Annotated in this window: 25 protein-coding genes; 14 read left to right on the top strand and 11 right to left on the bottom strand. The window is 59.6% G+C overall.

The features are described 5' to 3' along the window. Positions 1–2: 2 nt before the first annotated feature. Genes ACMUVN_RS17495 through sdhC form a run of 4 tightly spaced genes read right to left on the bottom strand, consistent with a single transcriptional unit; the run spans position 3 to position 3,436 of the window. Complete coding sequence (locus tag ACMUVN_RS17495; protein ID WP_003567268.1) at positions 3–782, bottom strand: succinate dehydrogenase iron-sulfur subunit; 780 nt, start codon at positions 780–782, stop codon at positions 3–5. A gap of 18 nt (positions 783–800) precedes the next feature. Further along, complete coding sequence (sdhA, locus tag ACMUVN_RS17490; RefSeq protein ID WP_183904472.1) at positions 801–2,642, bottom strand: succinate dehydrogenase flavoprotein subunit; 1,842 nt, start codon at positions 2,640–2,642, stop codon at positions 801–803. A gap of 7 nt (positions 2,643–2,649) precedes the next feature. Continuing rightward, positions 2,650–3,030, bottom strand: a complete 381-nt coding sequence (gene sdhD / locus ACMUVN_RS17485; protein WP_047615588.1) for a succinate dehydrogenase, hydrophobic membrane anchor protein — start codon at positions 3,028–3,030, stop codon at positions 2,650–2,652. 10 nt (positions 3,031–3,040) lie between these two features. Then, positions 3,041–3,436 (bottom strand): succinate dehydrogenase, cytochrome b556 subunit, encoded by a 396-nt coding sequence (gene sdhC / locus ACMUVN_RS17480; RefSeq protein WP_047616030.1) that lies wholly within the window; start codon positions 3,434–3,436, stop codon positions 3,041–3,043. A 315-nt stretch (positions 3,437–3,751) separates the two neighbouring features. Here sdhC and ACMUVN_RS17475 point away from each other — a divergent pair, with 315 nt between their 5' ends. Continuing rightward, positions 3,752–4,246, top strand: a complete 495-nt coding sequence (locus tag ACMUVN_RS17475; protein WP_414815336.1) for a hypothetical protein — start codon at positions 3,752–3,754, stop codon at positions 4,244–4,246. A 159-nt stretch (positions 4,247–4,405) separates the two neighbouring features. On the opposite strand, the gene ACMUVN_RS17470 is transcribed toward ACMUVN_RS17475, so the two are convergent. The 6 genes from ACMUVN_RS17470 to ACMUVN_RS17445 all read right to left on the bottom strand — a co-directional run bounded on the left by ACMUVN_RS17470 (position 4,406) and on the right by ACMUVN_RS17445 (position 9,902). Beyond that, on the bottom strand, positions 4,406–4,759 hold the full coding sequence (locus ACMUVN_RS17470) for a RidA family protein (RefSeq protein ID WP_047616157.1): 354 nt from the start codon (positions 4,757–4,759) through the stop codon (positions 4,406–4,408). A gap of 175 nt (positions 4,760–4,934) precedes the next feature. Then, a complete protein-coding gene (locus tag ACMUVN_RS17465; RefSeq protein WP_174824500.1) occupies positions 4,935–5,804 on the bottom strand; it encodes a LysR family transcriptional regulator in 870 nt (289 codons plus the stop codon). Positions 5,805–5,936: 132 nt separating this feature from the next. Continuing rightward, positions 5,937–7,001 (bottom strand): ABC transporter ATP-binding protein, encoded by a 1,065-nt coding sequence (locus ACMUVN_RS17460; RefSeq protein WP_183904474.1) that lies wholly within the window; start codon positions 6,999–7,001, stop codon positions 5,937–5,939. Positions 7,002–7,011: 10 nt separating this feature from the next. Further along, complete coding sequence (locus ACMUVN_RS17455) at positions 7,012–7,851, bottom strand: ABC transporter permease (protein WP_414815335.1); 840 nt, start codon at positions 7,849–7,851, stop codon at positions 7,012–7,014. Beyond that, positions 7,848–8,732 (bottom strand): ABC transporter permease, encoded by an 885-nt coding sequence (locus tag ACMUVN_RS17450; RefSeq protein WP_063473784.1) that lies wholly within the window; start codon positions 8,730–8,732, stop codon positions 7,848–7,850. Before ACMUVN_RS17450 ends, ACMUVN_RS17455 begins: the two co-directional genes overlap by 4 nt. A 93-nt stretch (positions 8,733–8,825) precedes the next feature. After that, a complete protein-coding gene (locus ACMUVN_RS17445; protein ID WP_414815334.1) occupies positions 8,826–9,902 on the bottom strand; it encodes an extracellular solute-binding protein in 1,077 nt (358 codons plus the stop codon). Positions 9,903–10,162: 260 nt separating this feature from the next. Between ACMUVN_RS17445 and speB the strand changes: the two genes are divergently transcribed. The 5 genes from speB to ACMUVN_RS17420 all read left to right on the top strand — a co-directional run bounded on the left by speB (position 10,163) and on the right by ACMUVN_RS17420 (position 14,689). Continuing rightward, complete coding sequence (speB, locus tag ACMUVN_RS17440) at positions 10,163–11,224, top strand: agmatinase (protein WP_063473786.1); 1,062 nt, start codon at positions 10,163–10,165, stop codon at positions 11,222–11,224. An 84-nt stretch (positions 11,225–11,308) separates the two neighbouring features. Beyond that, positions 11,309–12,106, top strand: a complete 798-nt coding sequence (locus ACMUVN_RS17435; protein ID WP_047615601.1) for a transporter substrate-binding domain-containing protein — start codon at positions 11,309–11,311, stop codon at positions 12,104–12,106. 141 nt (positions 12,107–12,247) lie between these two features. Then, positions 12,248–12,916 carry an amino acid ABC transporter permease gene (locus ACMUVN_RS17430; protein ID WP_063473787.1) on the top strand — a complete coding sequence of 223 codons (669 nt, stop codon included), beginning with the start codon at positions 12,248–12,250 and terminating at the stop codon, positions 12,914–12,916. Then, positions 12,913–13,560 carry an amino acid ABC transporter permease gene (locus ACMUVN_RS17425; RefSeq protein ID WP_414815333.1) on the top strand — a complete coding sequence of 216 codons (648 nt, stop codon included), beginning with the start codon at positions 12,913–12,915 and terminating at the stop codon, positions 13,558–13,560. The genes ACMUVN_RS17430 and ACMUVN_RS17425 overlap by 4 nt, the downstream gene beginning before the upstream one ends. Before the next feature lie 157 nt (positions 13,561–13,717). Beyond that, positions 13,718–14,689 carry an ornithine cyclodeaminase family protein gene (locus ACMUVN_RS17420; protein ID WP_414815332.1) on the top strand — a complete coding sequence of 324 codons (972 nt, stop codon included), beginning with the start codon at positions 13,718–13,720 and terminating at the stop codon, positions 14,687–14,689. 136 nt (positions 14,690–14,825) lie between these two features. On the opposite strand, the gene ACMUVN_RS17415 is transcribed toward ACMUVN_RS17420, so the two are convergent. Further along, positions 14,826–15,509, bottom strand: coding sequence for a GntR family transcriptional regulator (locus ACMUVN_RS17415; protein ID WP_063473790.1), 684 nt, complete (start codon positions 15,507–15,509; stop codon positions 14,826–14,828). Positions 15,510–15,621: 112 nt separating this feature from the next. Between ACMUVN_RS17415 and ACMUVN_RS17410 the strand changes: the two genes are divergently transcribed. The 8 genes from ACMUVN_RS17410 (at position 15,622) to ACMUVN_RS17375 (ending at position 24,428) form a co-directional block, all read left to right on the top strand. Beyond that, positions 15,622–16,275 (top strand): GntR family transcriptional regulator, encoded by a 654-nt coding sequence (locus ACMUVN_RS17410; RefSeq protein ID WP_176707326.1) that lies wholly within the window; start codon positions 15,622–15,624, stop codon positions 16,273–16,275. 115 nt (positions 16,276–16,390) lie between these two features. After that, positions 16,391–17,227 (top strand): ABC transporter substrate-binding protein, encoded by an 837-nt coding sequence (locus ACMUVN_RS17405; RefSeq protein WP_414815331.1) that lies wholly within the window; start codon positions 16,391–16,393, stop codon positions 17,225–17,227. A 77-nt stretch (positions 17,228–17,304) separates the two neighbouring features. Next, complete coding sequence (locus tag ACMUVN_RS17400) at positions 17,305–17,997, top strand: amino acid ABC transporter permease (RefSeq protein WP_414815330.1); 693 nt, start codon at positions 17,305–17,307, stop codon at positions 17,995–17,997. A 15-nt stretch (positions 17,998–18,012) separates the two neighbouring features. After that, positions 18,013–18,903: a 4-hydroxy-tetrahydrodipicolinate synthase gene (gene dapA, locus ACMUVN_RS17395; protein WP_414815329.1), complete on the top strand. Its 891-nt coding sequence runs from the start codon at positions 18,013–18,015 to the stop codon at positions 18,901–18,903. An 11-nt stretch (positions 18,904–18,914) separates the two neighbouring features. Next, positions 18,915–21,848 (top strand): FAD-dependent oxidoreductase, encoded by a 2,934-nt coding sequence (locus ACMUVN_RS17390; protein ID WP_414815328.1) that lies wholly within the window; start codon positions 18,915–18,917, stop codon positions 21,846–21,848. After that, positions 21,845–22,573 (top strand): amino acid ABC transporter ATP-binding protein, encoded by a 729-nt coding sequence (locus tag ACMUVN_RS17385; RefSeq protein ID WP_063473796.1) that lies wholly within the window; start codon positions 21,845–21,847, stop codon positions 22,571–22,573. Before ACMUVN_RS17390 ends, ACMUVN_RS17385 begins: the two co-directional genes overlap by 4 nt. 11 nt (positions 22,574–22,584) lie before the next feature. Beyond that, the gene (gene hydA / locus ACMUVN_RS17380) at positions 22,585–24,018 is read left to right on the top strand and encodes a dihydropyrimidinase (RefSeq protein ID WP_063473797.1); all 1,434 of its coding nucleotides are present in this window, start codon (positions 22,585–22,587) and stop codon (positions 24,016–24,018) included. Next, complete coding sequence (locus ACMUVN_RS17375) at positions 24,015–24,428, top strand: DUF3830 family protein (RefSeq protein WP_063473798.1); 414 nt, start codon at positions 24,015–24,017, stop codon at positions 24,426–24,428. Before hydA ends, ACMUVN_RS17375 begins: the two co-directional genes overlap by 4 nt. Positions 24,429–24,903 lie beyond the last annotated feature (475 nt).

The following is a 24,903-nucleotide window of genomic DNA, read 5'->3' as shown; positions in this document are numbered from 1 at the left end:
GATCAAACCCGGCGCTCGACCATCATCTTCTTGATTTCGGCGATCGCCTTAGCCGGGTTGAGGCCCTTCGGGCAGGTCTGCGCACAGTTCATGATCGTGTGGCAGCGATAGAGACGGAACGGATCCTCGAGATTGTCGAGGCGTTCGCCGGTCGCCTCGTCTCTGGAATCGATCAGCCAGCGATAGGCCTGCAGCAGAACGGCCGGACCGAGATAACGGTCGCCATTCCACCAGTAGCTCGGACAGGAGGTCGAGCAGCAGGCGCAGAGGATGCATTCATACAGGCCGTCGAGCTTCTGCCGGTCCTCATGGCTCTGCTTCCATTCCTTGGCCGGTGCCGGCGACACCGTCTTCAGCCACGGCTCGATCGAACGATGCTGGGCATAGAAGTTGGTGAGGTCGGGAACCAGATCCTTGACGACGGGCAGATGCGGCAGCGGATAGATCTTCACCGCACCCTTGATATCGTCGAGGCCCTTGGTGCAGGCGAGCGTGTTGGTGCCGTCGATATTCATCGCGCAGGATCCGCAGATGCCCTCGCGACAGGAACGGCGCAGCGTCAGCGTCGGGTCGATCTTGTTTTTAATGTAGAGCAGACCATCGAGCACCATCGGCCCGCAATCGTCGACATCGATGTAGAACGTATCGATCGACGGGTTCTGGCCGTCGTCCGGGCTCCAGCGATAGACGCGAAACTCGCGGGTGTTCTTGGCACCCGCTGGCTTCGGCCAGACCTTGCCTTCGCGCATCTGAGAATTCTTGGGGAGAGCGAGTTCAACCATAGCAGGTTCCTCTTGAGATCAGTACACGCGAGCCTTCGGCGCGATCTTCTGCGGATCGATGCCTTCGGCGATGAGCTCGGTGTGGACCGGCCGGTAGTCGAGTTTCACGTCGCCTGCCTCGTTGACCCAGGCGAGCGTGTGCTTGCGCCAGTTGACGTCGTCGCGGCCGGCGAATGCACCCTCGGTATAGTCCTCGCGCGCATGCGAACCACGGCTCTCCTTGCGGGCCTCGGCGCCGTAGATCGTCGTGATGGCGTTGGCCATCAGGTTCTGCAGCTCGAGTGTCTCCACGAGATCGGAGTTCCAGATCATCGAACGGTCGGTGACCTTCAGATCGCCCATTTCCTGCCAGATCGCCGAAATGCGCCGGCAACCGGATTCCAGCGATTCCTGCGTGCGGAAGACGGCGGCGTCCTCCTGCATGGCGCGCTGCATCTTCTCGCGCAGTTCCGCCGTCGGCGTGCCGCCGCTGGCGTGGCGCAGACCGTCGAAGCGGTCCATGATCCTGTCGCAGGCTGCGACATTGAGATGCGGGACCGGCGCTGCGCGGTCGATCACCTCGCCGGCGCGGATCGCAGCGGCGCGGCCGAAGACCACGAGGTCGATCAGCGAGTTGGAGCCGAGGCGGTTGGCGCCGTGCACCGAAGCGCAGCCGGCTTCACCCACGGCCATCAGGCCGGGGATGATCCGTTCCGGATTGGCGCTGTCGGCGTTCAGCACTTCGCCCCAATAATTCGTGGGAATGCCGCCCATATTGTAATGAACGGTCGGCAGAACCGGGATCGGCTCGCGCGTGACGTCGACGCCGGCGAAGATCTTGGCGCTCTCGGAAATCCCCGGCAGGCGTTCATGCAGAACGGCCGGATCGAGATGGTCGAGATGCAGGAAGATGTGGTCCTTGTTCTTGCCGACGCCCCGGCCCTCGCGGATCTCAAGCGTCATGCAGCGCGAAACGACGTCGCGCGAGGCAAGGTCCTTGGCCGAAGGCGCGTAACGCTCCATGAAGCGCTCGCCCTCGGAGTTGACGAGGTAACCGCCTTCGCCGCGGGCGCCTTCGGTGATCAGACAGCCCGAACCATAGATGCCGGTCGGGTGGAACTGCACGAATTCCATATCCTGCAGCGGCAGGCCGGCACGCGCCACCATGCCGCCGCCGTCGCCGGTGCAGGTGTGGGCCGAGGTTGCCGAGAAATAGGCGCGGCCGTAACCGCCGGTCGCCAGCACCACCATCTTGGCGGCGAAGCGATGGATCGTGCCGTCGTCAAGGCACCAGGCGACGACGCCGGTGCAGCGGCTGCCGTCTTCCGACATGATCAGGTCGAGCGCGAAATACTCGATGAAGAATTCGGCATTGTTGCGCAGCGACTGGCCGTAGAGCGTATGCAGGATGGCGTGGCCGGTACGGTCGGCAACGGCGCAGGTGCGCTGGACCGGCGGGCCTTCGCCGTAATTCTGCATGTGGCCGCCGAACGGGCGCTGGTAGATCTTGCCTTCCTCGTTGCGCGAGAACGGCACGCCGTAATGCTCGAGCTCATAGACCGCCTTCGGCGCTTCCATGGTGAGATACTGCATGGCGTCGACGTCGCCGAGCCAGTCGGAACCCTTGACGGTGTCGTAGAGGTGCCACTGCCAGCTGTCCGGCGTCATGTTGCGCAGCGAGGCGGCGATGCCGCCCTGGGCCGCGACCGTATGCGAGCGGGTCGGGAATACTTTGGTGATGCAGGCGGTGCGGAAGCCCTGCTCGGCCATGCCGAGCGTGGCGCGCAAGCCGGCGCCGCCGGCGCCGACGACGATCACGTCGTAGGAGTGATCGACATACTTGTAGGCCTTGCCATTCTGGGCGGGTGAAGTCGGTGCCATATCAAGCTTATCCTACGAATGCGATTTTCAGAATGGCGAAGAGACAGAGGCCGGCGATCAGGATTGCAAAGAACGTGTTCAGCATCAGCAGCGCGATCTTGCCGAACTCACCGTGCACGTAATCCTCGATGATGACCTGCATGCCGAGTTTCATGTGGATGACGCCGGAGATCACCATCAGCCCCATGACAACAGCGACGAAGGGGTTCGACAGCGCGCGAACCACATCCGCATAAGGCGCGCCGGCATAGACGAGCATGAAGATGAGAAAGAAGAGGATGAGCGGAACATTGGCGACGGCCGTCAGCCGCTGGCGCCAGAAATGGTCCGTGCCGTCCTTGGCGGAGCCGAGCCCGCGAACCTTGCCGAGGGGGGTGCGCATATCCATGAGAGGACCTTCAGAAGCGAATGAGGAAGCCGATCACCCAGACCAGCACGGTCAGACAGAGCGACCCGATGATGTTGGCGATGGCGAGCTTGGTCGAGAATTCCTTCCCGAAACCGTAACCGAGATCCCACATGAAGTGGCGAAAGCCGCCGAGCATGTGGTGCAGCAGCGCCCAGGTGTAACCGAGAAGCACGAGCTTGCCGAGGAGGCTGCCGAGCACCCAGTTGGCCCAATCGTAGGAGCCCTGGCCGCTTGCCGCCGCGATCAGCCACCAGGCGACGAGCAGCGTGCCGACGTATAGGGCGCCACCGGTAATGCGGTGGACGATGGACATGATCATGGTGGGAATAGGTTTGTAAATCTGCAGATGCGGCGATAGGGGCCGGTTATTTGTCACGTTCGCCATCAGAACCTCGCGGCGGCTTCTCTGCGCTCCCGGATTTCGGAGCATGCTCAGTCAACCACACGAATGACAAAATTCTCTGTGTGCGTTGCATCAATTGCGACGTTTAATCACCGGAAACGCCGACGACAAGCACAATCGCTGTCTGCTTTTAATTTAATCGATTCGCGTTACCGGGAAGTTTGCAGGCTAAAGAAACTGGTCTCTTCCGCTCAAATTTGATGCCGATGCTCGGACCTGAATGGACAAGCTTCGGCTTTTGGCGCAATCTGGCGTTAACGATTTGTTAAGGATCGGAATTCCGGAGGCCGGCCACCCATGTTTCGCAGTCTGTCCGCAGTCACCCTGCTTGCCCTGTCCGCACTTGCCGCCTTGCCCGCCGAAGCCGGCGACCGCCGCAGCGATCATCGCTTTCCCGGCCATCGCCACGCTGTCCACGGCGGATTGTTCCTCGGCGAACGTGCCGGCTGGCGCGATCGCGGCATCCGTTTCGACGATGCCTATCGGTATCGCAACCGCAAAGAGCGGATGCCGTTCCTGAAACAGTTTTCATCGCCGGCGACAAATCGCATCGCCCGCAGCAATCTCATCTTCTTCCTGCCCCAAGCGCAGGGTGGCGACAGCGGCGGCACCTATGCCGGCTCTTCCTATGCCTATCAGGTCGATGGCGGAACCTATGTCGGCGGCGACGGCTATGGTTTCTATCCGGCCCCGCGGCCTGAACAGCTGGCGCCGAAGGCGAAGGTCATCGACGTCGCCGTGCAGGACGATCCCTGCACCTACGAGGCCAATGTCTGCATCATCCGGCCTTAATGCATGTCGCCCAAAAGTGTACAGCGGTTTTGGGGCAACGACATGCATAAAACAATGACTTAAAGCGCGTCGCATGATTCCGATTTGACGCGACGCGCTTTAGAGCCTTTCCTGATCAGCTTTGCTGACAAGGATATGAAGATGACGAACGCCGGCGGCTCAAATTTGCCCGGCCCCACTCTTTCGCGACGCGGCTACGTCAATACGGATGGCGCACATCGGCGGGAGATTCTTGTCCTCAAACGTCGCCCGCCGTGGCGTTCCGCTTTCCGGCATCCAGGCATCCCAGGCTCTGTTCATTTCCTCGAATGAGGCAAGGTCGCTGAGCCAAATGTTGGCGAGAATGATCTCCGCCTTATCGGTCCCTTCGCGCAGCAGCATGTCATCGATGCGCTCCAGTATTTCGTTGGTTTGCGCCGTCACGCTCGCTCCTCTCGTCAGGTTTGCGACCTGACCGGGCAGATAGGCGGCATCTGCGAGGAGAGTTTCGTCAACTTTGGCTTGCCCCATCATCGTATTCGCGACTTCCATGAATGCTTGAGATTGGGCCGTTCGACCCTTCATTGGAATCACTGTGGGGCTTGGCTGGCCATTCCGGTAGGGGGAATTAAGTTGAGCCGATATAATAGAAGCTGAACGCTCCTAAAGCCTTCCTGGTCAGATTGAAGCATTCTGTTGGCTCAAGGCTTTAGCTGGACAAAATGGCCGTATGCCGCGAAATGAAGTCCACAAGGTAGCGCGCGCCCTCGGCCGTCTCGGACTGAGCATAGAGACCGATCTCGATGCGCACCGGCCCGGGCAGATCCGCCGATTTGTCAAGCGTCCGGCAGCCCTCCGGTTTCGTGTTGAGCATCATCGGTGCGATACCGATACCGACGCGAACCGCGGTCGCCATGGCCACCAGCGTCGATGCGACGCACGCCGTCTTCCACTTGATGTTCCGCTGAGACAGAGCGGCAATCGTCGGGAGCGTCCAGGGACACTCCTCCTCGAACATAATGATGGGAAGCGGTTTTTCCGCATCCGCCACAAAGTCGGATCTGACCGTCCACATCAAATATTCGGTCCAGATCAGGGTCGGTTTTCGCGAGAGGCAGGTGATGTCGCAAACCACGAGATCCAGCTTCCTGTCTTCAAACAGGCTGGCGAGGCGGCGATTCGGCTCGACGATGATATCGATCTCGACCTTCGGGTTCTGGGCTCTGAAGTCGCTAAGAATGTCGATCAGGTGGCCGGCTGCGAAGTCCTCAACGACGCCGAGGCGGATGCGGTCCTCGATCATCTTGCCTGTCAGCCTTTTCTCGACCTCGTCGCTGAGGGCGACCATTTCGCGGGCATAAGCCAGCATGATCTGCCCATGGCTCGTGAGCTCGAGGCCTTTTGACGAACGCGAAAACAGCGTAACGCCGACAAGCTCCTCCAGCTTGCGGATCTGCATGCTCACCGCCGCCTGCGTTCTGTTCAGCTTGGCGGCTGCTCCATTGACGGTGCCGATCTCCGCGACGGTCAGAAATGCACGAAGCAGATAGGAATCAAGATCAAGCATCAGGAGCCGCATTCCATACTTTGTGGCGCTCGAGAGCCGAGGGCTTCTCTGCCGATAAGCGGATATTGGACGAACCATGTTCTTCCGGCAACCGGCGATCCTTTGCCCGGGGCGCAGCGCAAGCTGCGTCCCGTCAATGCCAGCTTATCGCGCGAAGAGGACGCATGCCTCCGGCGGAATGGAAACGCTGATCTCCTGCCCGCGAGCGAAGGCTATGTCTGGACGGTTAGGGCAAGCCGAGATTATGCGGTCACCGCTGACGAGGTCCAGAACGATATGCCTGAACGCACCTAGTGTCACAACGTCGGCAACGCGTCCGGGCATGGCCCCGGCTCCCGGAGCGCCGGACGATATCTCGACGCTTTCCGGCCTCACGCAAATCTCGGCGGCACCGGAAAGGCTTCCCGTGGACGCGACCGGAAACTCCCAGCCGGATTCGGAGCGAAATTTGCGCGCCGATCCGCCCGCTGCCAAAATCGAGCCGTGAATCCAATTCGTCCGTCCCATGAAATCCGCGACGAAACGCGAGTCTGGACGCCAATACACATCATCCGGCCTGCCGGATTGCATGATTGCTCCACGGTTCATCACGAATATGCGCTCTCCCAGGCTCATCGCCTCTTCCTGGTCGTGGGTTACCACGATTGCGGTCGAGCCGACCGCGGCGAGCACATCCTTTAATTCAGTGCGCAACTCATGCCGAAGCTTGGCGTCGAGGGCCGACAAGGGCTCATCCAGAAGAACAAGGCTCGGATGGGTGGCAAGCGCCCGCGCCAGCGCAACACGCTGCTGCTGGCCGCCGCTCAACTGGTGCGGCCGCCGCTGTCCGAAACCGACGAGCCGGACGAGCTCAAGCATCTCGGCAATGCGGCGAGGTATTTGCTCCGGCGGATGGTTGCGATGGCGAAGTCCGTAGCCGATGTTCTGTTCGACGGTCATATGCGGGAAAAGAGCGTAATGCTGGAACAGCAGCCCGACATTGCGCTCATAGGGTTTCAATCCGGCCATCGGCTCGCCGTCGATCAAGATCGAGCCTTTGTCGGGCCGCTCGAATCCGGCAATGAGCCGAAGAATGGTGGTCTTGCCGCAGCCGCTTGGTCCGAGCAGTGCGATTGTTTCACCTGGATTCACCGAGAAGGAGATATTACCGAGGGCGACGGTTTCGCCGAAGCGCTTGCTGACCCCTTGAAATTCCACGGCAGAAATCATCGTATTGTCCTCAAGAACGAAACAAACCCTGGCCGACGACAGTGTCGAAGCCGACGACCCGGTCCAGCACGACGATCAGCAACGCGGTGACGGCAATCAGGACCACGGCCGCCGCAGCGATCGTCAGGTCGAAAGCCGCCCGCATGTTGCTGACCAGCGTAACAGGCAAGGTCGTTGCGGACGGATCGCTCAGAAAGAGACTGATCGATACGTCATCTATTGAAATGGCGAAGGCGAAGATCGCCCCGGTGACGACGCCCGTCCGCATGAGCGGCAGGGTAATGGTCCAGAAGGCCTGGCGCTCGGTGGCGCCGAGAACCATTGCGGCTTCCGTCAATCGTTGATCGCTGCCGAGAAGGCTGGCGAGACTGGTCCTTATGCAATAGGGCAACGTCACGATCACGTGGCCGAGGAGCAGGCGCGCCATACCATTCGTGATGCCGGCCTTGGAAAGAAAAAGCAGCAGGCCGAATCCAATGACGACGGGCGGGACGATGAGTGGCGAGAGAAAGACCGAAGTCAGCGCCGCCTTTCCTGGAAAATTGCCACGGGCAAGGCCAACAGCCGCCGCAGTTCCAATCGTGACGGACAGAACCGTCGTGAGTACCGCCAAGATGAGGCTGGTGCGTAGGCTGGTAAGGATATCCGCCTGGGAAACCAGCCGTTCGAACCAGTGAAGCGACAAGGCAGGTGGCGGCATTGGACCAAGGTAGGTCCTGGCGTCGAAAGCCATGATGCATGTTATCACCAACGGGATGGCGAGGAACGCCAATCCAAGGCCGATGACACCGTAGGCAAGGGAAACGGCGATCCGGTCTCCGGTTCGCGCTGCAAGAGACTGTCTGCTCATCGGGAAACCTTCCAGGCCTGCGCAAACGTTATGACAGCGACCACCGCCAACGCCGCCGCAAGCATGACGAGCGAGATCGCCGCGCCGCTCGGATAGTTGGCGATATCGCTGAACCGGGTGTAGATGACGTTCGATATGAAAAGCACCCGGCCCCTCCCGAGCACCATGGGAATGACGAAGGCGCTGATCGCGAAAGTCAGCGAGACAAGCGTGCTTGAGATCAGAGCCGGGAAGCTCAGGGGAAGCGTGATCGACAGATGGGCTTTCCATCCCGGCGCGCCGAGCGACTGGGCTGCATCGAGCAGACGCGGATCGATCGATTGCATCGCGCCAATCAGCGTCAGCGTTGCGACCGGTATGATCGAGTGAACCAGACCCGCAGTCACGACGATATTGATATATTCGCGGCTGTTGGGCGAAAGGCCAAGTGTCAAGAGGAAGGGGCGGAAGATGCCGACCGACCCGAAGGTCAGTTCGATCGCATAGGTCTTGATCAGGACGCTGGAGAGAACAAGCGTAATCAAAAAGCCGAGAGTGAGCGCCCGCATCCGCGGGGAAATGCGCCGTACGATGAAGTAGGCCAGCGGGAATGCCACGAGCTGGCCGATGATCGCGGCAGCTCCACCGATCCAGAAAGTCGTCAGCAGGACGCTCGCAAACGCCTGGTTTGCCAGCTCATAGTAGTTTTGAACTGTCGCCGCGGCATTTTCAACGGAACCGACGCGCCCCGGCGTAAACTCCTTCAAGCTTTCGATTGCCAGATTGACTAATGGCGACAGAAAACCGAAGGCGAACACCAGCAGGGCTGGTCCGAGCGTCAGGGCGACATCTCGGCGATCAGGAATAGAAATGGCAACGGGTTGCCGCCTTGCTTTGGTCATGGTGGAACAGCCTTTTCCTCGCCCTTGCGGGGCATGAGAAAGGGAGGTTATCGAAGCCCGCGTCGCGCCTTCGATAACCTGCCGCGAGGTGCCTTAGAGCAACGGAGCAATGTCCTGTTCCCAGCGTTTGGACCAGGCATCCTGCTGTTCGAGAACGACATTGTAGTCCGGCACATAGACGAAGCTCGAAAACTCGTCCGGCGTGAAGGACAGATGCTTGAGATTGTCGGGGGTGACCGCCTTGCTGTTCAACGGCGCTTCGCCCGCCACCTTGGCGTAGAGCGAGTTCATGTCCGGGCTGATCGCGAAGTTGACGAAATCGAGCGTTGCCTTGGTGTTCGGCCTATTCTTCAGCACGCCGAAACCGCTCTGGTAGAGGAAGGCCTTGAAGTTGCTGTCCTTGGTGAAACGCGTAACCGGGAAGTTCTTCGCCACGGCCGCCCAGCCGGGCTCAGCGAAGAAGCCGACGGAGGTCTCGCCAGACGTCAACGAATTGGTGAAATCGATATCGGTGATGGCGACGCGGCCGATATTGCCGGATTTCGCCAGTTCCGTCATGAGCTTCCACCCGGGTTCCATATTCGTTTCACTGCCGCCGGCGTGAAGGGCGAGCGCGACGATCTGGAGCATCATGCTCTGTGTCGGGCCTGGCCAGCAGATCGCCCCCTTAAGATCGGGGCTCAGCAGATCATCGATGGTCTTCACAGCGATCGGAGCCGTGTCGGTTCGGGCGCCGAAATACATGCCGCCAACGGCGCGTGGGACCGCTTTGATATTCCCCTTGCCGTCCCGAATGATGATTTTCTCGGGAATATTCGCAAGGTTGGGAACATCGGCAGGATTGATGGTCTCGAGCCAATCCTCCTTCACCATGCTGTTGAATGAGCCCTCCCAGCCGGCGACGTAGTCGTAGTCGACATTCGGCCAGACGGCCTTGATCTTTGGCAGGATCGCGCCCGCGCCGCCCTGATGGAGAACCCAGTTGAACGTCGCCGCATTCTGGTCGGCGGCAATCTGCTTCATGGCCTCGACGACATCGCCGCCCCATTCAACGGCGGTCAGATTGCCGCTGCCGGCTGCGGCGGATCTCGCAAACCCGGTCATCGTGCCGGCAATCCCCGCGGCAGCGGCGGATCCGAGGAAGCGGCGGCGTGTCATATCGTGCAACATGGTAGGTTCCCTTTGTTGTCGGCCCTCTGCCGGACCGTTCGTATCGGAGACTGCTGGGAGGTTGCCGACCGCGGTAGTGGGAAAATTCTCGCCGGGTTATAAAGTTTTCTGAACATACCGATGAATGCACAACCCGCATCGCGGCGCCTCGGCGGATCCGAGCTATCAGCAATCGTTATATCCCCTCTCGAATTTTCGCGGTTCCAAGAGAAGCGTGCGGCGCTGATGATGACGGCTGCATCAATACGTGGGAGCCTGCCTTGACCATTGATCGGGATTTTCTGGAAAACTTGAGAAAGCGCTTCGGCAGCGCCGCAGGCGGGGAGATGGAAGATCCGCACTTCCGCGCCGTGGCGGCGAGCGTGTTCAAGGACGGCGACAGCCGCAAATGGCCCTTTGCCGATCCTGCGACCTTTCTGGACGCCCGTTTCATCGAGAACGGCTTGCGGCCCGAGGTGCTTGAGGCGCTTGACGTGGCTCTGATCGGCGTGCCGATGGACCTCGGCGTCACCAATCGCGCCGGCGCGCGGCTGGGGCCGCGGGCCGTCCGGGCGATCGAGCGTGTCGGCCCCTACGAGCATGTTCTGCGTGTCGCGCCGATGGGAGGGTTGAAAGTCGCCGATGTCGGCGACGTGCCGATGCGCAGCCGGTTCGGCCTGGCCGAATGCCATGCCGATATCGAGGCCTGCTACCGGATGATCGCGGCAACCGGGGTTATTCCGCTGTCGGTCGGCGGCGACCATTCGATCTCCGGCGCCATTCTCAAGGGCCTGGCGGCCAGCCGGCCGGTAGGCATGATCCACATCGACGCTCATTGCGACACCGCAGGTCCCTATGAGGGCTCCAAGTTCCATCACGGCGCGCCGTTCCGCGAGGCGGTTCTGGCGGGCGTGCTCGATCCGAAGCGGACGATCCAGATCGGCATCCGCGGCGGCGGCGAATATCTCTGGGAGTTCTCCTTTGCCTCCGGCATGACCGTCATCCACGCAGAAGAGGTGGCGGAGATGGGTCTCAAGGCCGTGATCGCAAAGGCTCTGGAGGTTGTCGGCGCCGGTCCGACCTATCTCAGTTTCGACGTGGACAGCCTTGATCCGGCCTTCGCTCCGGGAACCGGCACGCCAGAAGTGGGCGGGCTTCAGCCGAGGGAGGCCTTGACCCTGCTGCGCGGCTTCAAAGGCATCAACCTCATCGGCGGCGACGTCGTGGAAATCGCGCCGCAATACGACAACACCACCAACACCGCGCAGATCGCCGCGCAGGTCCTGTTCGAACTCCTGTGCCTCGCGATGTTCAGTCCCGCGGCCAGGACAAACGTGACCTGAGAACCAGCTTCACACCGGCAGCGTGCCTCGTGTCCGCTGCCATCCATCACCTGTCGCACAAGACGTCTCAAAAAGGGGAACGACATGACTGCTCTTATGAAATTGCGCTACGCCGCCACCGCAGCAATTGCCGTGTTCGGCATCCTGGCAGGGGCCGCACAGGCCGACGAACTTGCCGATATCAAAGCTGCAGGCGAGATCAACATCGGCATCTTCTCCGATTTCCCGCCCTTCTCTTCGGCAAGCGCCGATATGAGCATCAAAGGCTATGACGTCGACGTCGCCCAGAAGATCGCCGACGGGCTCGGCGTGAAACTCAATCTCGTGAGCGTGACTGGTCAGAACAGGATCGCCTACCTGAACGACGACCGCGTCGATCTGCTGATGAGCGTCGGCTATTCGAAGGAGCGTGCCGAGGTTATCGATTTTGCCGCCCCGTACGCCCCCTACTATATCGCCGTCATCGGTCCGGCTGCGCTGAAGGTGAGCGGCAAGGAAGACCTTGCCGACAAGACCGTTGCCGTCAATCGTGGGACGCTCGAAGACACCTCGCTGACCGCCGCCGCCCCCGGCTCGGCTGCGATCCAGCGTTTCGAGAACTACAATTCGGTCATCCAGGCTTTCATATCCGGCCAGACCCAGTTGATGGTCGTCGGCAACGATGTCGGTGCGCAGGTTCTGGCACGACAGGACGAACTGAAGCCGGAGCAGAAATTCCAGCTCCTCAGCTCGCCCTCGCACATCGCACTCCGCAAGGGCGAGGAAGGCCTGAAGAAGGCCGTCAATGATAGCGTCGCCGCAATGATTGCCGATGGTTCACTCGACGCAAGCTCGAAGAGCTGGCTGAAAGCACCGCTCAACCCTGAAAACCTGAAGGACTGAGGTCGGCCACCCCCTCACCAGAGCATGATGTCGAAAACCGCAAGCGATTCCGGCGGCATCATGCTCCAATTCTTTGGTTGAGAGGCGGATCGAGATTTCGGGCCGACCCAGCCCAGGTCATCCGGCTCCAAAGGACAAGCGATGAGATACAGCCTCGATTTCAATTGGCTATGGGACGGAATGGGCGCTCTGGCTTATGGCGCGGGCACGACGCTTGCACTGACGGCCTCCACATCGGTCCTCGGGATCGTTCTCAGCGTTCTCGGCGCGGCCGCGCGCCGGGGACCTTATCCATGGTTGCGCAAGGCCGTCGGCCTGTATGTGGAAGTCATGCGCAATACGCCATTCCTGGTGCAGCTGTTCTTCATCTTCTTTGGCTTGCCCAGCCTCGGCATTCGCCTTGATCCGATCTCTGCCGCAGTTCTTGCCATGACCCTCAACATGGCGGCCTACACGATCGAGGTGGTCGGGGCCGGGCTCGATGCCATACCGAGAGGCCAGAAGGAGGCGGCACAGGCACTCGGCCTCAGACCTCGGCTGGTGTTCTTCAAGATCATTCTGCCGCAAGCGCTCGCCATCATTTTTCCGGCGCTGACGAGCCAGATCATCATCATGATGCTGGAATCGGCGGTGGTTTCGCAAATATCCGTCCGCGAGCTGGCGCAGGAGGCCGATCTGCTTCAGTCGCGCACCTTCCGCTCCTTCGAGACCTATCTGGTGGCGACGTTGATCTACCTTTCGATGTCCGCCGCACTTCGCCGGCTTCTTTTCGCCGGGAAACGCCGTTTTCTGGGAGCCGGTCTGGCATGATTGAGTTCACCTTCTGGGACATTCTGCGCAATCTTGTCTTCGCAACACGCTGGACCCTGCTGCTTTCGCTCGCAGCCTTTGTCGGCGGCGCCATCGTTGGCCTGGCGATCCTCTCTGCACGGATATCGAAAACGCGCTGGTCGCGCAGCTTCGCGTCCGGCTACATTGCCCTGTTTCAGGGAACGCCGCTCCTGATGCAGCTCTTTCTGATGTTCTTCGGCCTGCCGATGCTGGGTTTCCGCATCGAGTCATGGACTGCCGCCGTCTGCGGCCTGACGTTCTATGCCAGCGCCTATCTGGCCGAAATCTGGCGGAGCGGCGTCGAGGCGGTGCCGCGCGGACAATGGGACGCCGCAGCCAGCCTGGGTTTGCACCGTCTCCTCGAACTTCGCCTTGTCATCCTGCCGCAGGCTTTCCGGATCACGCGCGCGCCGACCGTCGGGTTCTTGGTTCAGTTGATCAAGAGCACCGCACTGGCCTCGATCCTCGGCTTCGAAGAACTGCTGAAGACCGCAAACGCCATCAACAACGCGACCTTCGAACCGTTCAAGGTCTACGGTCTCGTCGCCGTGATCTTCTTCGCCCTGTGCTATCCGCTGACGCAATACGCCAGAATTCTGGAGAAGAAGGCGGCGTTTGGCTGAGCGGTGCCGAGTTGCCCCGCATTCCGATCGCAACGGAGTGTCCAAAGGGCCGATGCCGGTTGAAAAGCTGGTGCGCCGCGCAGCGGCGACGCGGCCTCGTTCAATCACACAGAACTCGCTTTATCCAGCAGTCAGAACTCACTGAGAGATCGCTTCAATGACCGACACACAAATCCGTATTCTCGATGCCCGGACAACGGGCGAGTTTCTGCCTTTCGACGCGCTGGTTGCGACTTTGCGGCAAGCATTTGCCGAAGGCTGTGTTGTGCCGGTACGGCATCACCACACGATAGCCAATAGCGGCGAGCCGGATGCGACCCAGCTTCTGATGCCGGCCTGGCATGAAACGCACCGGTCGGAGCGCTACCTTGGCATCAAGATCGTTACCGTCTTTCCCGGAAACACGGCGCGCGGCATTCCCGGTTTGACCTCGACCTACATGCTCTATGATGGCCGGACCGGGATGCAGCTTGCGCTCCTTGACGGTAACACGATCACGGCGCGCCGTACGGTGGCGGCATCGGCCCTTGCCGCGGATTATCTTGCCCGAAAGGACGCGCACCGTCTGCTGGTGATCGGCGCAGGCCGCGTCGCGAGCCTCATACCCGATGCCTACCGCGCCGTCCGGCCGATCGCGCATGTCGATATCTGGGATATCGATCCCGCCAGCGCGGAACGGCTGGCGCAGAGCCTCCGACGACGCGGCCTCCAGGCCACCGCCGTCACGGATCTGGAAGCCGGGACGCGGCAAGCCGATATCGTCAGCGCAGCGACGCTGGCGACCGCACCGCTTATCCGAGGCGAATGGCTGAAGCCGGGCACCCATGTCGATCTGATCGGCGGCTTCACGCCGGCGATGCGCGAGGCCGATGACGAAGCGCTTCGGCGCTCCTCGGTCTATATCGACACGCACGAAGCCCTTCACGAAGCGGGCGATCTGGTTCAGCCGATCAGGGCTGGCGTCATGTCTACAGATGCAGTGCGTGCGACACTTGACGAGCTGTGCCGCCGGGATATTCCGGCGCGGACGTCCAACGACGAGATCACGCTCTACAAGGCAGTCGGAACGGCGTTGGCTGATCTTGCCGCCGCGACGATGGTCTATGAAGGCGCCTTGATCGCCGGCTGACGTCTTTTGGTCCGGGCGATGCCCAGCGAAAAGAAGATGGCTGATCGAGGCATCGAGGACTTTGACTCGAACAAAAGCCTCTGATTGAGGCTCCATCATCGTTTCACCGGGCTTGCTCCTACGGTCCACTCGATCGCTAGAGGTCAGCGACGTGTAGATGCATCCGGGTAAATGCGATTAAGCTTTCGATGTGGTGGGCGACAGCTCGGCGAGTTTCCTCGACGTCGCCCCGGTCGATCGCCTCGATGATAACGAGGTGTTCCGTGGAGTCCGGCTTCAGGCGATCTTTCAGGCGGTCAATTTCGAAGAGACGCGTGGTCGCCCGAAGCTCCCGTAGTACCTTGGCCATTACCGCGTTGCCGCAATGATCGATGATCATATTATGGAGATTGTCGTCCGAGAACCAATGGGCGTCTGTGTGATACGCCGTGGCGTCCAGAAGGTCGTGGATTTCCTGCCGGACGCTCATCAAAAGTCGTCGCGGAATAGCGTTTATCGACAGTACTGCTGCTTCAGGTTCGATCAACAACCTCAGTTTCAAGCTTTGAAGATACTCGCCGACATCCACCTGTCGCACGACGTAGTTTCGGCCGTCGCCCTTGCGAACCAGGCCTTCGCCCTCCAACCTCTGCAGCGCTTCCCGCAGCGGCGTCCTCGAAATCCCAAGTGTCTCGGCAAGCCTTGCCTCAACGATGACATGCCCGCCTTTCAGCCGGCGATGCCGGATCATGTCGGACACGGCCTTGTAGGTCAGCGATGCAAGATTATGCTGCCCTTTCTCCGCAATTTTCCGACCCGAGGCCTCTAAGGCGTCTGTCACCGTTTGCCATTTCCTTGTTCTTTAGGTCGTTGGCCGCTCGACGCGGCATCGTGCTTTCCTTACGCGATCACTTGTTACATATGATAGCCGATTTGGAAAAGGACTGGAACGAGTGCAGATGGACGATGGTCTGAATGAAGTTGGCGACTCCAGCCTTGCTGACGAAACCTACCGTTCCCTGCTGGCCGATATTCTATCAGCCAGGCTCGCGGGGGGATCGGTCGTCCAGCAACGTCGCCTGGCGACCAAACATGCTGTTTCGCGTTCTCCTATGCGTCACGCGCTGGGACGTCTCGAAGGGGAAGGACTTCTTGTCAGAAACGAAAAAGGCGTTCTCTCGGTCAGGGTCATCAGTCTCAAGGACTACCTTGACAGCCTCACCATGAGGATGCTGCTCGAACCAACTGCGGCCGCGCTCGCCAGTCCCCACGTTTCGCGACTTGAACTGGACGCTTTGACAAGGATGCTTGACGAGATCGAGGACGACCCCGAACCTGACCCTGAGGTAGTCTGGGCGTTTGACGATGCGCTTCACAACTATATCGCAAGCGAGAGCCGCAACCCCTTTATGGCAACCACGATCGCGGAGATGCGGCGCTACACAACGATCTTCGAGCGACAGCTGCCTGTCGTACGCGCGAAGCCGGGCGTGCGAGAACATCGAGCGATCCTGCTTGCCTTGGCCTCCAGCGATGCCGAGGCGGCTCGCCAAGCCATGACCGATCATCTCGAAGTCGTACGTCAGGGCGTCCTAGCAAACTACTGAATCGATGAATTGAGAATGCACTTGCATCAACGGTGAACTTTTGTATAAAAGTGGGATCCCACTTGAATGCAAGGTTGGGATCCAACGATAAAGAACCGAACTCCAGAGGCTCTCCATGCTCCGTTCACACTTCTCTCGCAGCATTCTTTCCGCGTCCTTCCTGTCGATCACAGCGTCTTTTGCCTTCGCTCAATCCTGCGAACCAAAAGTGGCGGCAGGCGAGTTGATCAAGCCCGGCACGCTCGTCATGTCGACCAATCCAACGCTTCCGCCGCTCCAATTCATCGACTCCACGGGTGATCTGAAGGGCATGCGCATCGACCTCGGCAAAGAGATCGCCAAGCGCCTTTGCCTTGAGCCCGAATATGTCCGCATCGAATTCTCCGCGATGGTTCCGGGCCTGCAGGCTGCCCGCTGGGACATGATCAATACGGGCATTTTCTTCACCGAAGAACGCGCCAAGATCATGCAGATGATCCCCTATGAAGATCAGGCCATCAGCATCTCCGTGGCACCAGATTCGAAGAAAAACGTCGCCGCAAAAGATGATCTTGCCGGCATGACGATCGGTGTCGAAATTGGTGGTTTCGAGGAAACAAAGACACGCCTTCTCGACAAGGAACTGCGTGACGCTGGCAAAGAAGGCTTGACCATCCAGACGTTCGATAATTTCGCCCTGGCCTACCAGGCTCTGCGGGCGGGCCAGGTGCAGGGTGTCGTGTCGATCGACGCCGTCGCCAAGGAGTACGATTCTCGCGGGGACTTCAAACGGGCAATCAGTGGCCTCTACCCCGCTCCGGTTTCTGTCGCATTCAAAAGCCCGGCTTTGGCTGATGCCGTGTCTGCGACGTTGAAAGACATGAAGGCGGATGGATCTCTGAAGGCGCTCTTTGACAAATACGGTCTGCCGATGGTCGCGGGTGACTATTCGGTCAAAGGCCCCGGTCGCTGAACTGATTTCACAGATCGTTTAGAGATGAGGCGGGACGCGACCACGTCGCGCCAAACCTCTCGCAGAAAGTCGTCTTCATGTCGCTTTGGAACTGGTCTGGTTTTTTCGGGTATCTGTTCAACCCCTTTATACTTGGCGGGGTGTTCACGACCGTTTGGCTCACCATCGTCTCGTTGGTTGCGGGGCTTATTCTGGGCTTTGTTCTTGCATTGATGCGGCGATCGTCGCGGCGGGTGCCATACTACATTGCCAAGGCGTATATCTGGCTTTTTCGCGGCACGCCGCTTCTCGTACAGTTGATTGCGATCTATACGGCGCTTCCGCTGTTCGGCATCAAGTTCACCGTCATAGAAGCGGCGTTGCTCGGATTGGCTCTCAACGAGGCAGCTTATCTCGCGGAGATCATTCGCGCCGGTATCGAAGCCGTGCCGGAAGGCCAGACCAGGGCAGCGCGCGCGCTCGGCATGACGGAGCGTCAGATCATGCGCTACATCGTGATGCCGCAAGCCTTCAAAGTGATTGTTCCGCCTCTCGGCAATTCGGTGAACGGTCTCTTGAAAACGACTTCTGTCACCTCCGTCATCTCGGTCGAAGAACTCCTTCGCCGGACTCAGGTTCTCATCCAGGAGCGGTTCATGGTGCTCGAACTGTTTGCTGTCGCGGCGATTTATTACCTCCTCCTCACAACACTCTGGGACTTCTTCCAGAGCCACATCGAAAAGCGTCTCGGTCAAGCCGGATCTCGGCTTTCCATTAACGAGAAGCGCTAGAACCAGGATTTTCAAATGCAGAAGACGTTCCGCGGTGTCTACACCGTGATGATTACGCCCTTGGATCCCAGCGGCGCGGTAGATTTGAAGGGGCTGGCTGCCTTTACCGACTGGCAGGTCAAGGAAGGTATCCATGGCCTGATCCCTCTTGGATCGACGGGTGAGTTTCTATCGCTCAGCGAGGATGAGCGCGATAGTGTGGCGAGGATCGTCATAGAAACTGTCGCGGGACGAGTGCCTGTTCTGATCGGCACGGGAGCGGAAGATACGCGGGAGTCCATTCGCCTTAGCGTCAAGGCCGAGGCAATGGGAGCTGACGGTGTCATGATTATTCCGCCGTTCTATTCCACCCCAACGGATGACGAACTCGTTCATCACTACAAGAGCATTGCGTCTGCCGTGGCCATCCCGATTATGGTCTACAACAATCCCGCGACCGCAAACGTCGACCTGACGCCGGAGTTGGTCAAGCGCATCGCCGAAATCGACGGCTGCGACTATATCAAGGAGTCCACCCTCGAAGTGACACGCGTGCGCGATATCATCCGGCTGGCTGGCGACGATATGACTGTGTTTGGCGGTATTCTCGGGTTTGAGTCTTTCGTTATGGGTGCGCAGGGCTGGGTGGCAGTGGCTTCAAATGTTGCGCCAGGACCGATGGCGCGGATCTTCGAACTTGTTGCAAATGAGAAAAAGTTCGATGAGGCAAGAGAGCTTTACCTCAAATGGTTGCCCGTCATTCAGGCGGTCGGCGGCCAGGCCTATGTCGCAGGAACGAAGTCACTGCTGACCCACATGGGATTTGGCGCAGGCCTGCCGCGGCCGCCGCGCCTACCGTTGCCGCCCGCGCAGGACGCCGCCATGAAGACGCTGGTGGCCGATTTCGGTCTGAGGTTCGGCGCCTGAGGAATTCCATGATGCCCGTCGCTTCCATAAACCAGAGCTTGAGACCCGACGATGCGCGGGTCAGGCTCTCAGTCGACGGTCTGCAGATATTTGCCGAAAAGGGCATGTCTGTTGCCGCTGCCATCGAGGCGACGGGGCGGCATGAATTTTCCCGAGGCATCAAAGGCGAAGGCCGTGGCCTCTTCTGCGGAATGGGTGTCTGTCACGATTGCCTCGTGACGATCGACGGGAAAGTCAGCCAGCGGGCCTGCATGACCATCGTCGGCGAGGACATGCAGGTCCTGCGTCCTGCTGCGCGGCCCGACCTTGCCACTGGTCAGATTGCCGATCTCTGCAGTGTGCCGCATTCCTTAGCGACAAAGACGATGGACGTTCTCATTGTCGGAGCGGGGCCTGCGGGACTGGCCGCAGCTAAGGTCCTTGCTGCGGCCGGCGCCAAGGTGACTGTCATTGATGAACGGCCGTCTGCCGGCGGGCAGTATTTCAAGCAACCCTCGACACGCAGCGCTGCCGAGCGATTGAGTGGCGACGAGCAGGCTTTATCCGGCGCAGCGCTTATAGGGGAAGTGCGCGACCATGGCGTGACATTTCTAACCGCTACAGTGGTGTGGGGTGCCGCACGTGACGACGACGGTTCGCCTATTATCGCCTGCTATGGGTCCGGCCATGCGTTTTACTGCAAGCCGAAAATACTCATCATCGCGACGGGGGCCTACGAACGCCCAACGCCAGTGAGGGGTTGGACACTTCCTGGTGCGATGACAACAGGGGCCGCCCAGACGTTGCTGAGGAGCTATGGAACCGTTCCCGGCCGAAGGATCATCATCGCCGGAAACGGTCCTTTGAATATGCAGGTCGCAAACGAACTTCGAAAGGCGGGAGCCTCCATAGTCGCTTTGCTGGAAGCAGCACCGCCACCGTGGTCTCGGCCTGTCGCAGCCCTCGGCCTTCTGACAACGGATCCCGCTCTCGCCCGTCACGGATTGCGCCAGATATCAACGCTCAGGTCCGCGGGCGTCAAGATAGGCTGGAATAGCGTGCTTACCTCGATCAACGGTTCTCAGTGTGTGGAGAGCGTCACCTTCGCCGGACCAAGCGGTGAGACCAATCTCGAAGCTGACACGGTCCTTATCGGCGGCAATTTCGCATCCTCCAATGAGCTGTCCCGGCTGCTCGGCTGCGGCCATGAGGTCGTCGGCGGCGATCTGCGGGCAGTGCGAGATCTCGACGGTCAGACAACGCTTGCAAACGTGCATGTTGTCGGTGAAGCGGCGCATTTCGGCGGCGCGCATGTTGCGATGGCAGAAGGGCAGATCGCCGCCGCGGCGATTGCGCGAAAACTGGGCCTCCTTGTCCAAACTGACGAAAGCGTGGTGAAAAGGCTTGCCCGCCATCGACGGTTTCAAGAAGCCCTTTGGCAGGTCTTTGCGCCGAAGGACGATGCAGAGACAAAGACGGCAATTCTGCCAGACGATGCATTGATCTGCCGTTGCGAAGGGGTGACTTACGGTGTCTTGAGGACGCTCAGCGCAAATAGTGCGCAGGACATTTCGACATTAAAGCGCCTGTCGCGTGCGGGCATGGGGCGATGTCAGAGCCGCTACTGCGGCAAAGCGATCGCTGACGTCACGAAAGAACGGCACCTCACTGGCGAAACAAGCGGTTTTCTGGCTCCGCAAATGCCACTTCGACCTATTCCGCTGGCGGCGCTTGCGGTCGAAAAGCCGGAATGGGGCGGCCACAAGCGCGCACTTTTGCCGGAAAAACCCCCAGTGGCGAATTCTCAAGCTTTGCCGGTGACGGAACCGTCCACGCTGGTAATCGGCGCAGGCATTGCGGGCCTTTCGACGGCGCTCTTCCTTGCCAGGGAAGGCGAGGACGTTGTGGTGGTGGAGCGCGCTTTTGCGAACTCGCTGGCATCTGGAGGTAATGCAGGAAGCCTTCATGCCCAGTTGCTTTCCTTCGACCACGGTGCCCGTGCCGAAGGTGGCGGCGGAGCGGCCGCTCAAACACTTCCCCTCCAGCGTGATTCAATCGCTCTTTGGGCCGCGCTGCAAAGCGAGCTCGGACAGGATTTCGAGATGAAGGTTACAGGCGGCCTCATGGTGGCCGAAACCAATGACCACATGCGTTTTCTGGCGGAAAAGGTCAGGGTGGAGTGCGCGGCCGGGATCGATTGCCGCTTGATCGGGCAAGAGGAACTGCGCTGCCTGGAGCCTGCTCTGTCTTCTCATTTCGTCGGCGCTGCCTACTGCTCCCAGGAGGGCAAGATCAATCCTCTCGTCGCTACGCAATATATATTGGAGGCGGCACGGCGAGACGGCGCGCAAGTCTTCGAAAATTGCGAGGTCACCGGAATAAGAACCTCGGACGACGGGTTCGAGGTCAAGACATCGAGGGGCATCTTGCGGACAAGACGCATCGTCAATGCAGCCGGAGCCTTCGCTTCAAGGATCGGCGCGATGCTCGGTGTCGACGTGCCGGTCTTTGGTGCTCCGCTGCAGATGGTGGTTACCGAGGCCGCAGCACCTTTGATCTCGTGTCTCGTCGCCCATGCCGACCGCCATTTGACCCTGAAGCAGGCGGCAAACGGGAACTTCATCATCGGCGGTGGCTGGACCGCAGGCCTCGATCCCGTCCATCAACATCCACGCCCGCTGCTGTCGAGCCTTGAGGGGAACCTTTGGGTTGCCCAGCACGTCGTTCCTGCTCTGCGCAAACTTCACGTCATCCGAAGCTGGGCGGCGATGAACATCAACATCGACGGTGCGCCGATCCTCGGCGAACATCCGTCAATGCCGGGGTTCTTCAACGCCGTCACTTCAAACGGCTATACGCTCGGCCCGATCGTCGGCCAGTTAACATCTCGGCTCGTTCTCGGTCGCGAGACCGATAGAGCCTTGCAACCCTTTTCCATCGCGCGTTTCCAGAAAGGCCGGGCATGATTGAGATCACTGGCGTTACCAAATATTATGGACAGTTCGCTGTCCTTAAGAACTGCTCGGTGAACGTCGAACGCGGTGAGGTCGTGGTTGTCTGCGGTCCCTCGGGGTCGGGCAAATCGACATTGATCAAATGCGTCAATGGGCTCGAGCAGTTTCAGGAAGGTTCGATCCGGGTGCATGGTATCGAAGTCGGCGACCCGAAGACCGACCTGCCGAACCTTCGCACGCGGGTAGGTATGGTCTTCCAGAACTTCGAGTTGTTTCCTCATCTGACGATCATCGACAATATCATGCTGGCGCAGAAGATTGTCATTGGCCGCAGCGAAACGGCAGCTCACACCAAGGCCATGGCGCTTCTTGATCGCGTCGGGCTGACGGACCACGCGAAAAAATATCCAAGCCAACTCTCCGGCGGGCAGCAGCAGCGCGTGGCGATCGCGCGGGCGCTCGCGATGGATCCGCTCGCCATGCTCTTCGACGAGCCGACCTCCGCGCTTGATCCAGAGATGATTTCCGAAGTGCTCGACGTCATGACCGGACTGGCAAAGGACGGCATGACGATGATGGTCGTCACCCATGAGATGGGATTTGCCCGCCGGGTGGCGACACGCGTGATTTTCATCGATCAGGGCGAGATCGTCGAGGATCGTCCGAGCGAGGAGTTTTTCGCGGGAAAACACAACCCACGAACCGAAGCCTTCCTTGGCAAAATCCTGCAACACTGAAGGTCAGGCTTGTGAGCAACTACGATCTCATCATTCAGAACGGCACGGTGGCGACTGCTGCGGATGTTTTCCAGGCGGATATCGGCATTAAAGACGGCAAGATTGTCCAGATCGGGCAAAGCCTGTCGGGCGCTGCGCACACGATCGACGCCTCGGGCAAATATGTCCTTCCAGGCGGCATCGACAGCCATGTCCATATCTCCCAGCCTTCGGGCGACGGGATCGAGATGGCGGACGACTTCGAGAGCGGAACGCTGTCGGCGGTGTTCGGCGGCAATACGACCGTCATGCCGTTCTGCCTTCAGGAAAAGGGCAAGTCGCTGCGAGAGGTGCTAACGGCCTATCATGCGCTCGCAGAGGGCCAGTGTTATACCGACGTCAGTTTTCATCTGATCATATCCGACCCGAGCGACGCCGTGCTGGGGCAGGAGTTGCCAGCGCTTGTGGCCGACGGCTATCCGTCGCTGAAGGTTTTCATGACCTATGAGAGCCTGCGCCTTGATGACGCACAGATCCTGAAGACGCTCGATGTCGCGCGACGGACGGGCGCCACCGTCATGGTCCATTGTGAAAACGAGGACGCAATCAGGTTCCTGATCGAAAAACACGAACTGGCGGGCGACGTTGCCCCACGCGCTCATGCCTCCACCCGTCCGGTCGCCGTCGAACGCGAAGCTACGCACCGCGCCCTGACGCTGGCCGAAATCGTGGACGTTCCCGTTGTCATTGTGCATGTCTCGAACGGCGAGGCCATGGAAGAGATCGCTCGCGCAAGGATGAGAGGCGTCAAAGTCGTCGGGGAAACCTGCCCGCAATATCTGACGCTCACCGCCAAGGACCTCGACGGCATGGATTGGGAGGGCGCCAAACTTGTCTGCTCTCCGCCGCCGCGCGATGAAGATGCCCAGAAGGAATGCTGGCGCGGGATCGAGACCGGGGCATTCGAACTCTTTTCATCCGATCATTGTCCATTCCGTTACGACGACCAGCACGGGAAGCTTAATCCCAAAGGTCGCATGAATTTCAGGCACATCCCCAATGGCATTCCAGGCGTCGAAACCCGCCTTCCCATCCTATTTTCGCAAGGGTTCATGGCCGGGCGCATCGATCTGCCGCGCTTTGTCGCCCTGACATCAACGAACCATGCAAAGACCTATGGCCTCTATCCACAAAAGGGAACGATTGCCGTAGGGGCGGATGCAGACATCGCGATCTGGGATCCAACCATCGAGCGGACCATCCGTCATGCGGAACTGCATGATGGCGCAGACTATTCGCCCTACGAGGGGATCGAGATCACCGGCTGGCCGATAACGACAATTGTCGCCGGAAAGCCTGTCGTCGAAAACGGCGTCCTAGTGGGTACTAAGGGCCACGGGCAATATCGGAAAGCCGCGGCGAGACAAATCAACAAACGGTCAAATCTAACAAGAGCGACATCATGAAACTGAAAATTACAGCAGGGCCATTCATCTTCGACGCTGTCCTGGAAACTGCCAGAGCGCCCAAAACCTGTGACGCATTCATCAAGCAGATGCCGTTCGATGGTAAAATCGTGCACGTTCGCTGGTCTGGCGAGGGCGTTTGGATTCCGCTTGGCGACCATGATTTCGGCGTCGGTTATGAGAACCATACGAGCCATCCGGCCCCCGGTCATATCATCCTTTACCCAGGAGGCATTAGCGAAACGGAAATCCTGCTTGCCTATGGAGGTGTCGATTTTTCATCGAAAATGGGCCAACTGGCTGGCAATCATTTCATCACAATCACATCCAATCTCGACCAACTCGCCGAAATAGGGCGCCTCACGCTGTGGGAAGGCGCGCAATCCATTCGATTTGAGGCCGTATCCTAGAGCATGATGCCGAAAAGTGTGGGCGGTTTTCGGATGACATCATGCTCTAACTATCTAATTTAGAACAGGATTCAGATTTTAGGCCGACGCGGCCTAAAATCATCCTGTTCTAGGCGCAATAGCGCGAGACGACAGGGTTGACGCCGGGGTGCCAGCACCGCCTAACGTAGCGGTTGGCACGTTTCCTGCATTCTAGTCTTCGAGATTTCCAAATGGTGGACGAGGCCCGAAATGTCTTTTGATTTTGACTTCGAACTTGCGAAAAGAGCGGCGCAAGAACTGCCTCCGCCGCAGAAGCAGCCAAAACCGCGTAAGATGTCTCTTCTACAGAGACTCATGGCTTCGCCGCCAAGTCCTCCTCGTCCGTCTCTCAGCATTCCGCGCCCATATAGAGGTGGTGATGCGCGATGACGCTGTGATACCCCTGTTGAGCAGATAAGGCGGTGCTGTGCACACGGTTCTATTCCCGTCAAGG

This window comes from Rhizobium sp. IY2 (assembly GCF_047532935.1).
Lineage (GTDB): Bacteria > Pseudomonadota > Alphaproteobacteria > Rhizobiales > Rhizobiaceae > Rhizobium > Rhizobium anhuiense.
This window is presented reverse-complemented; position numbering and strand designations above follow the sequence as displayed.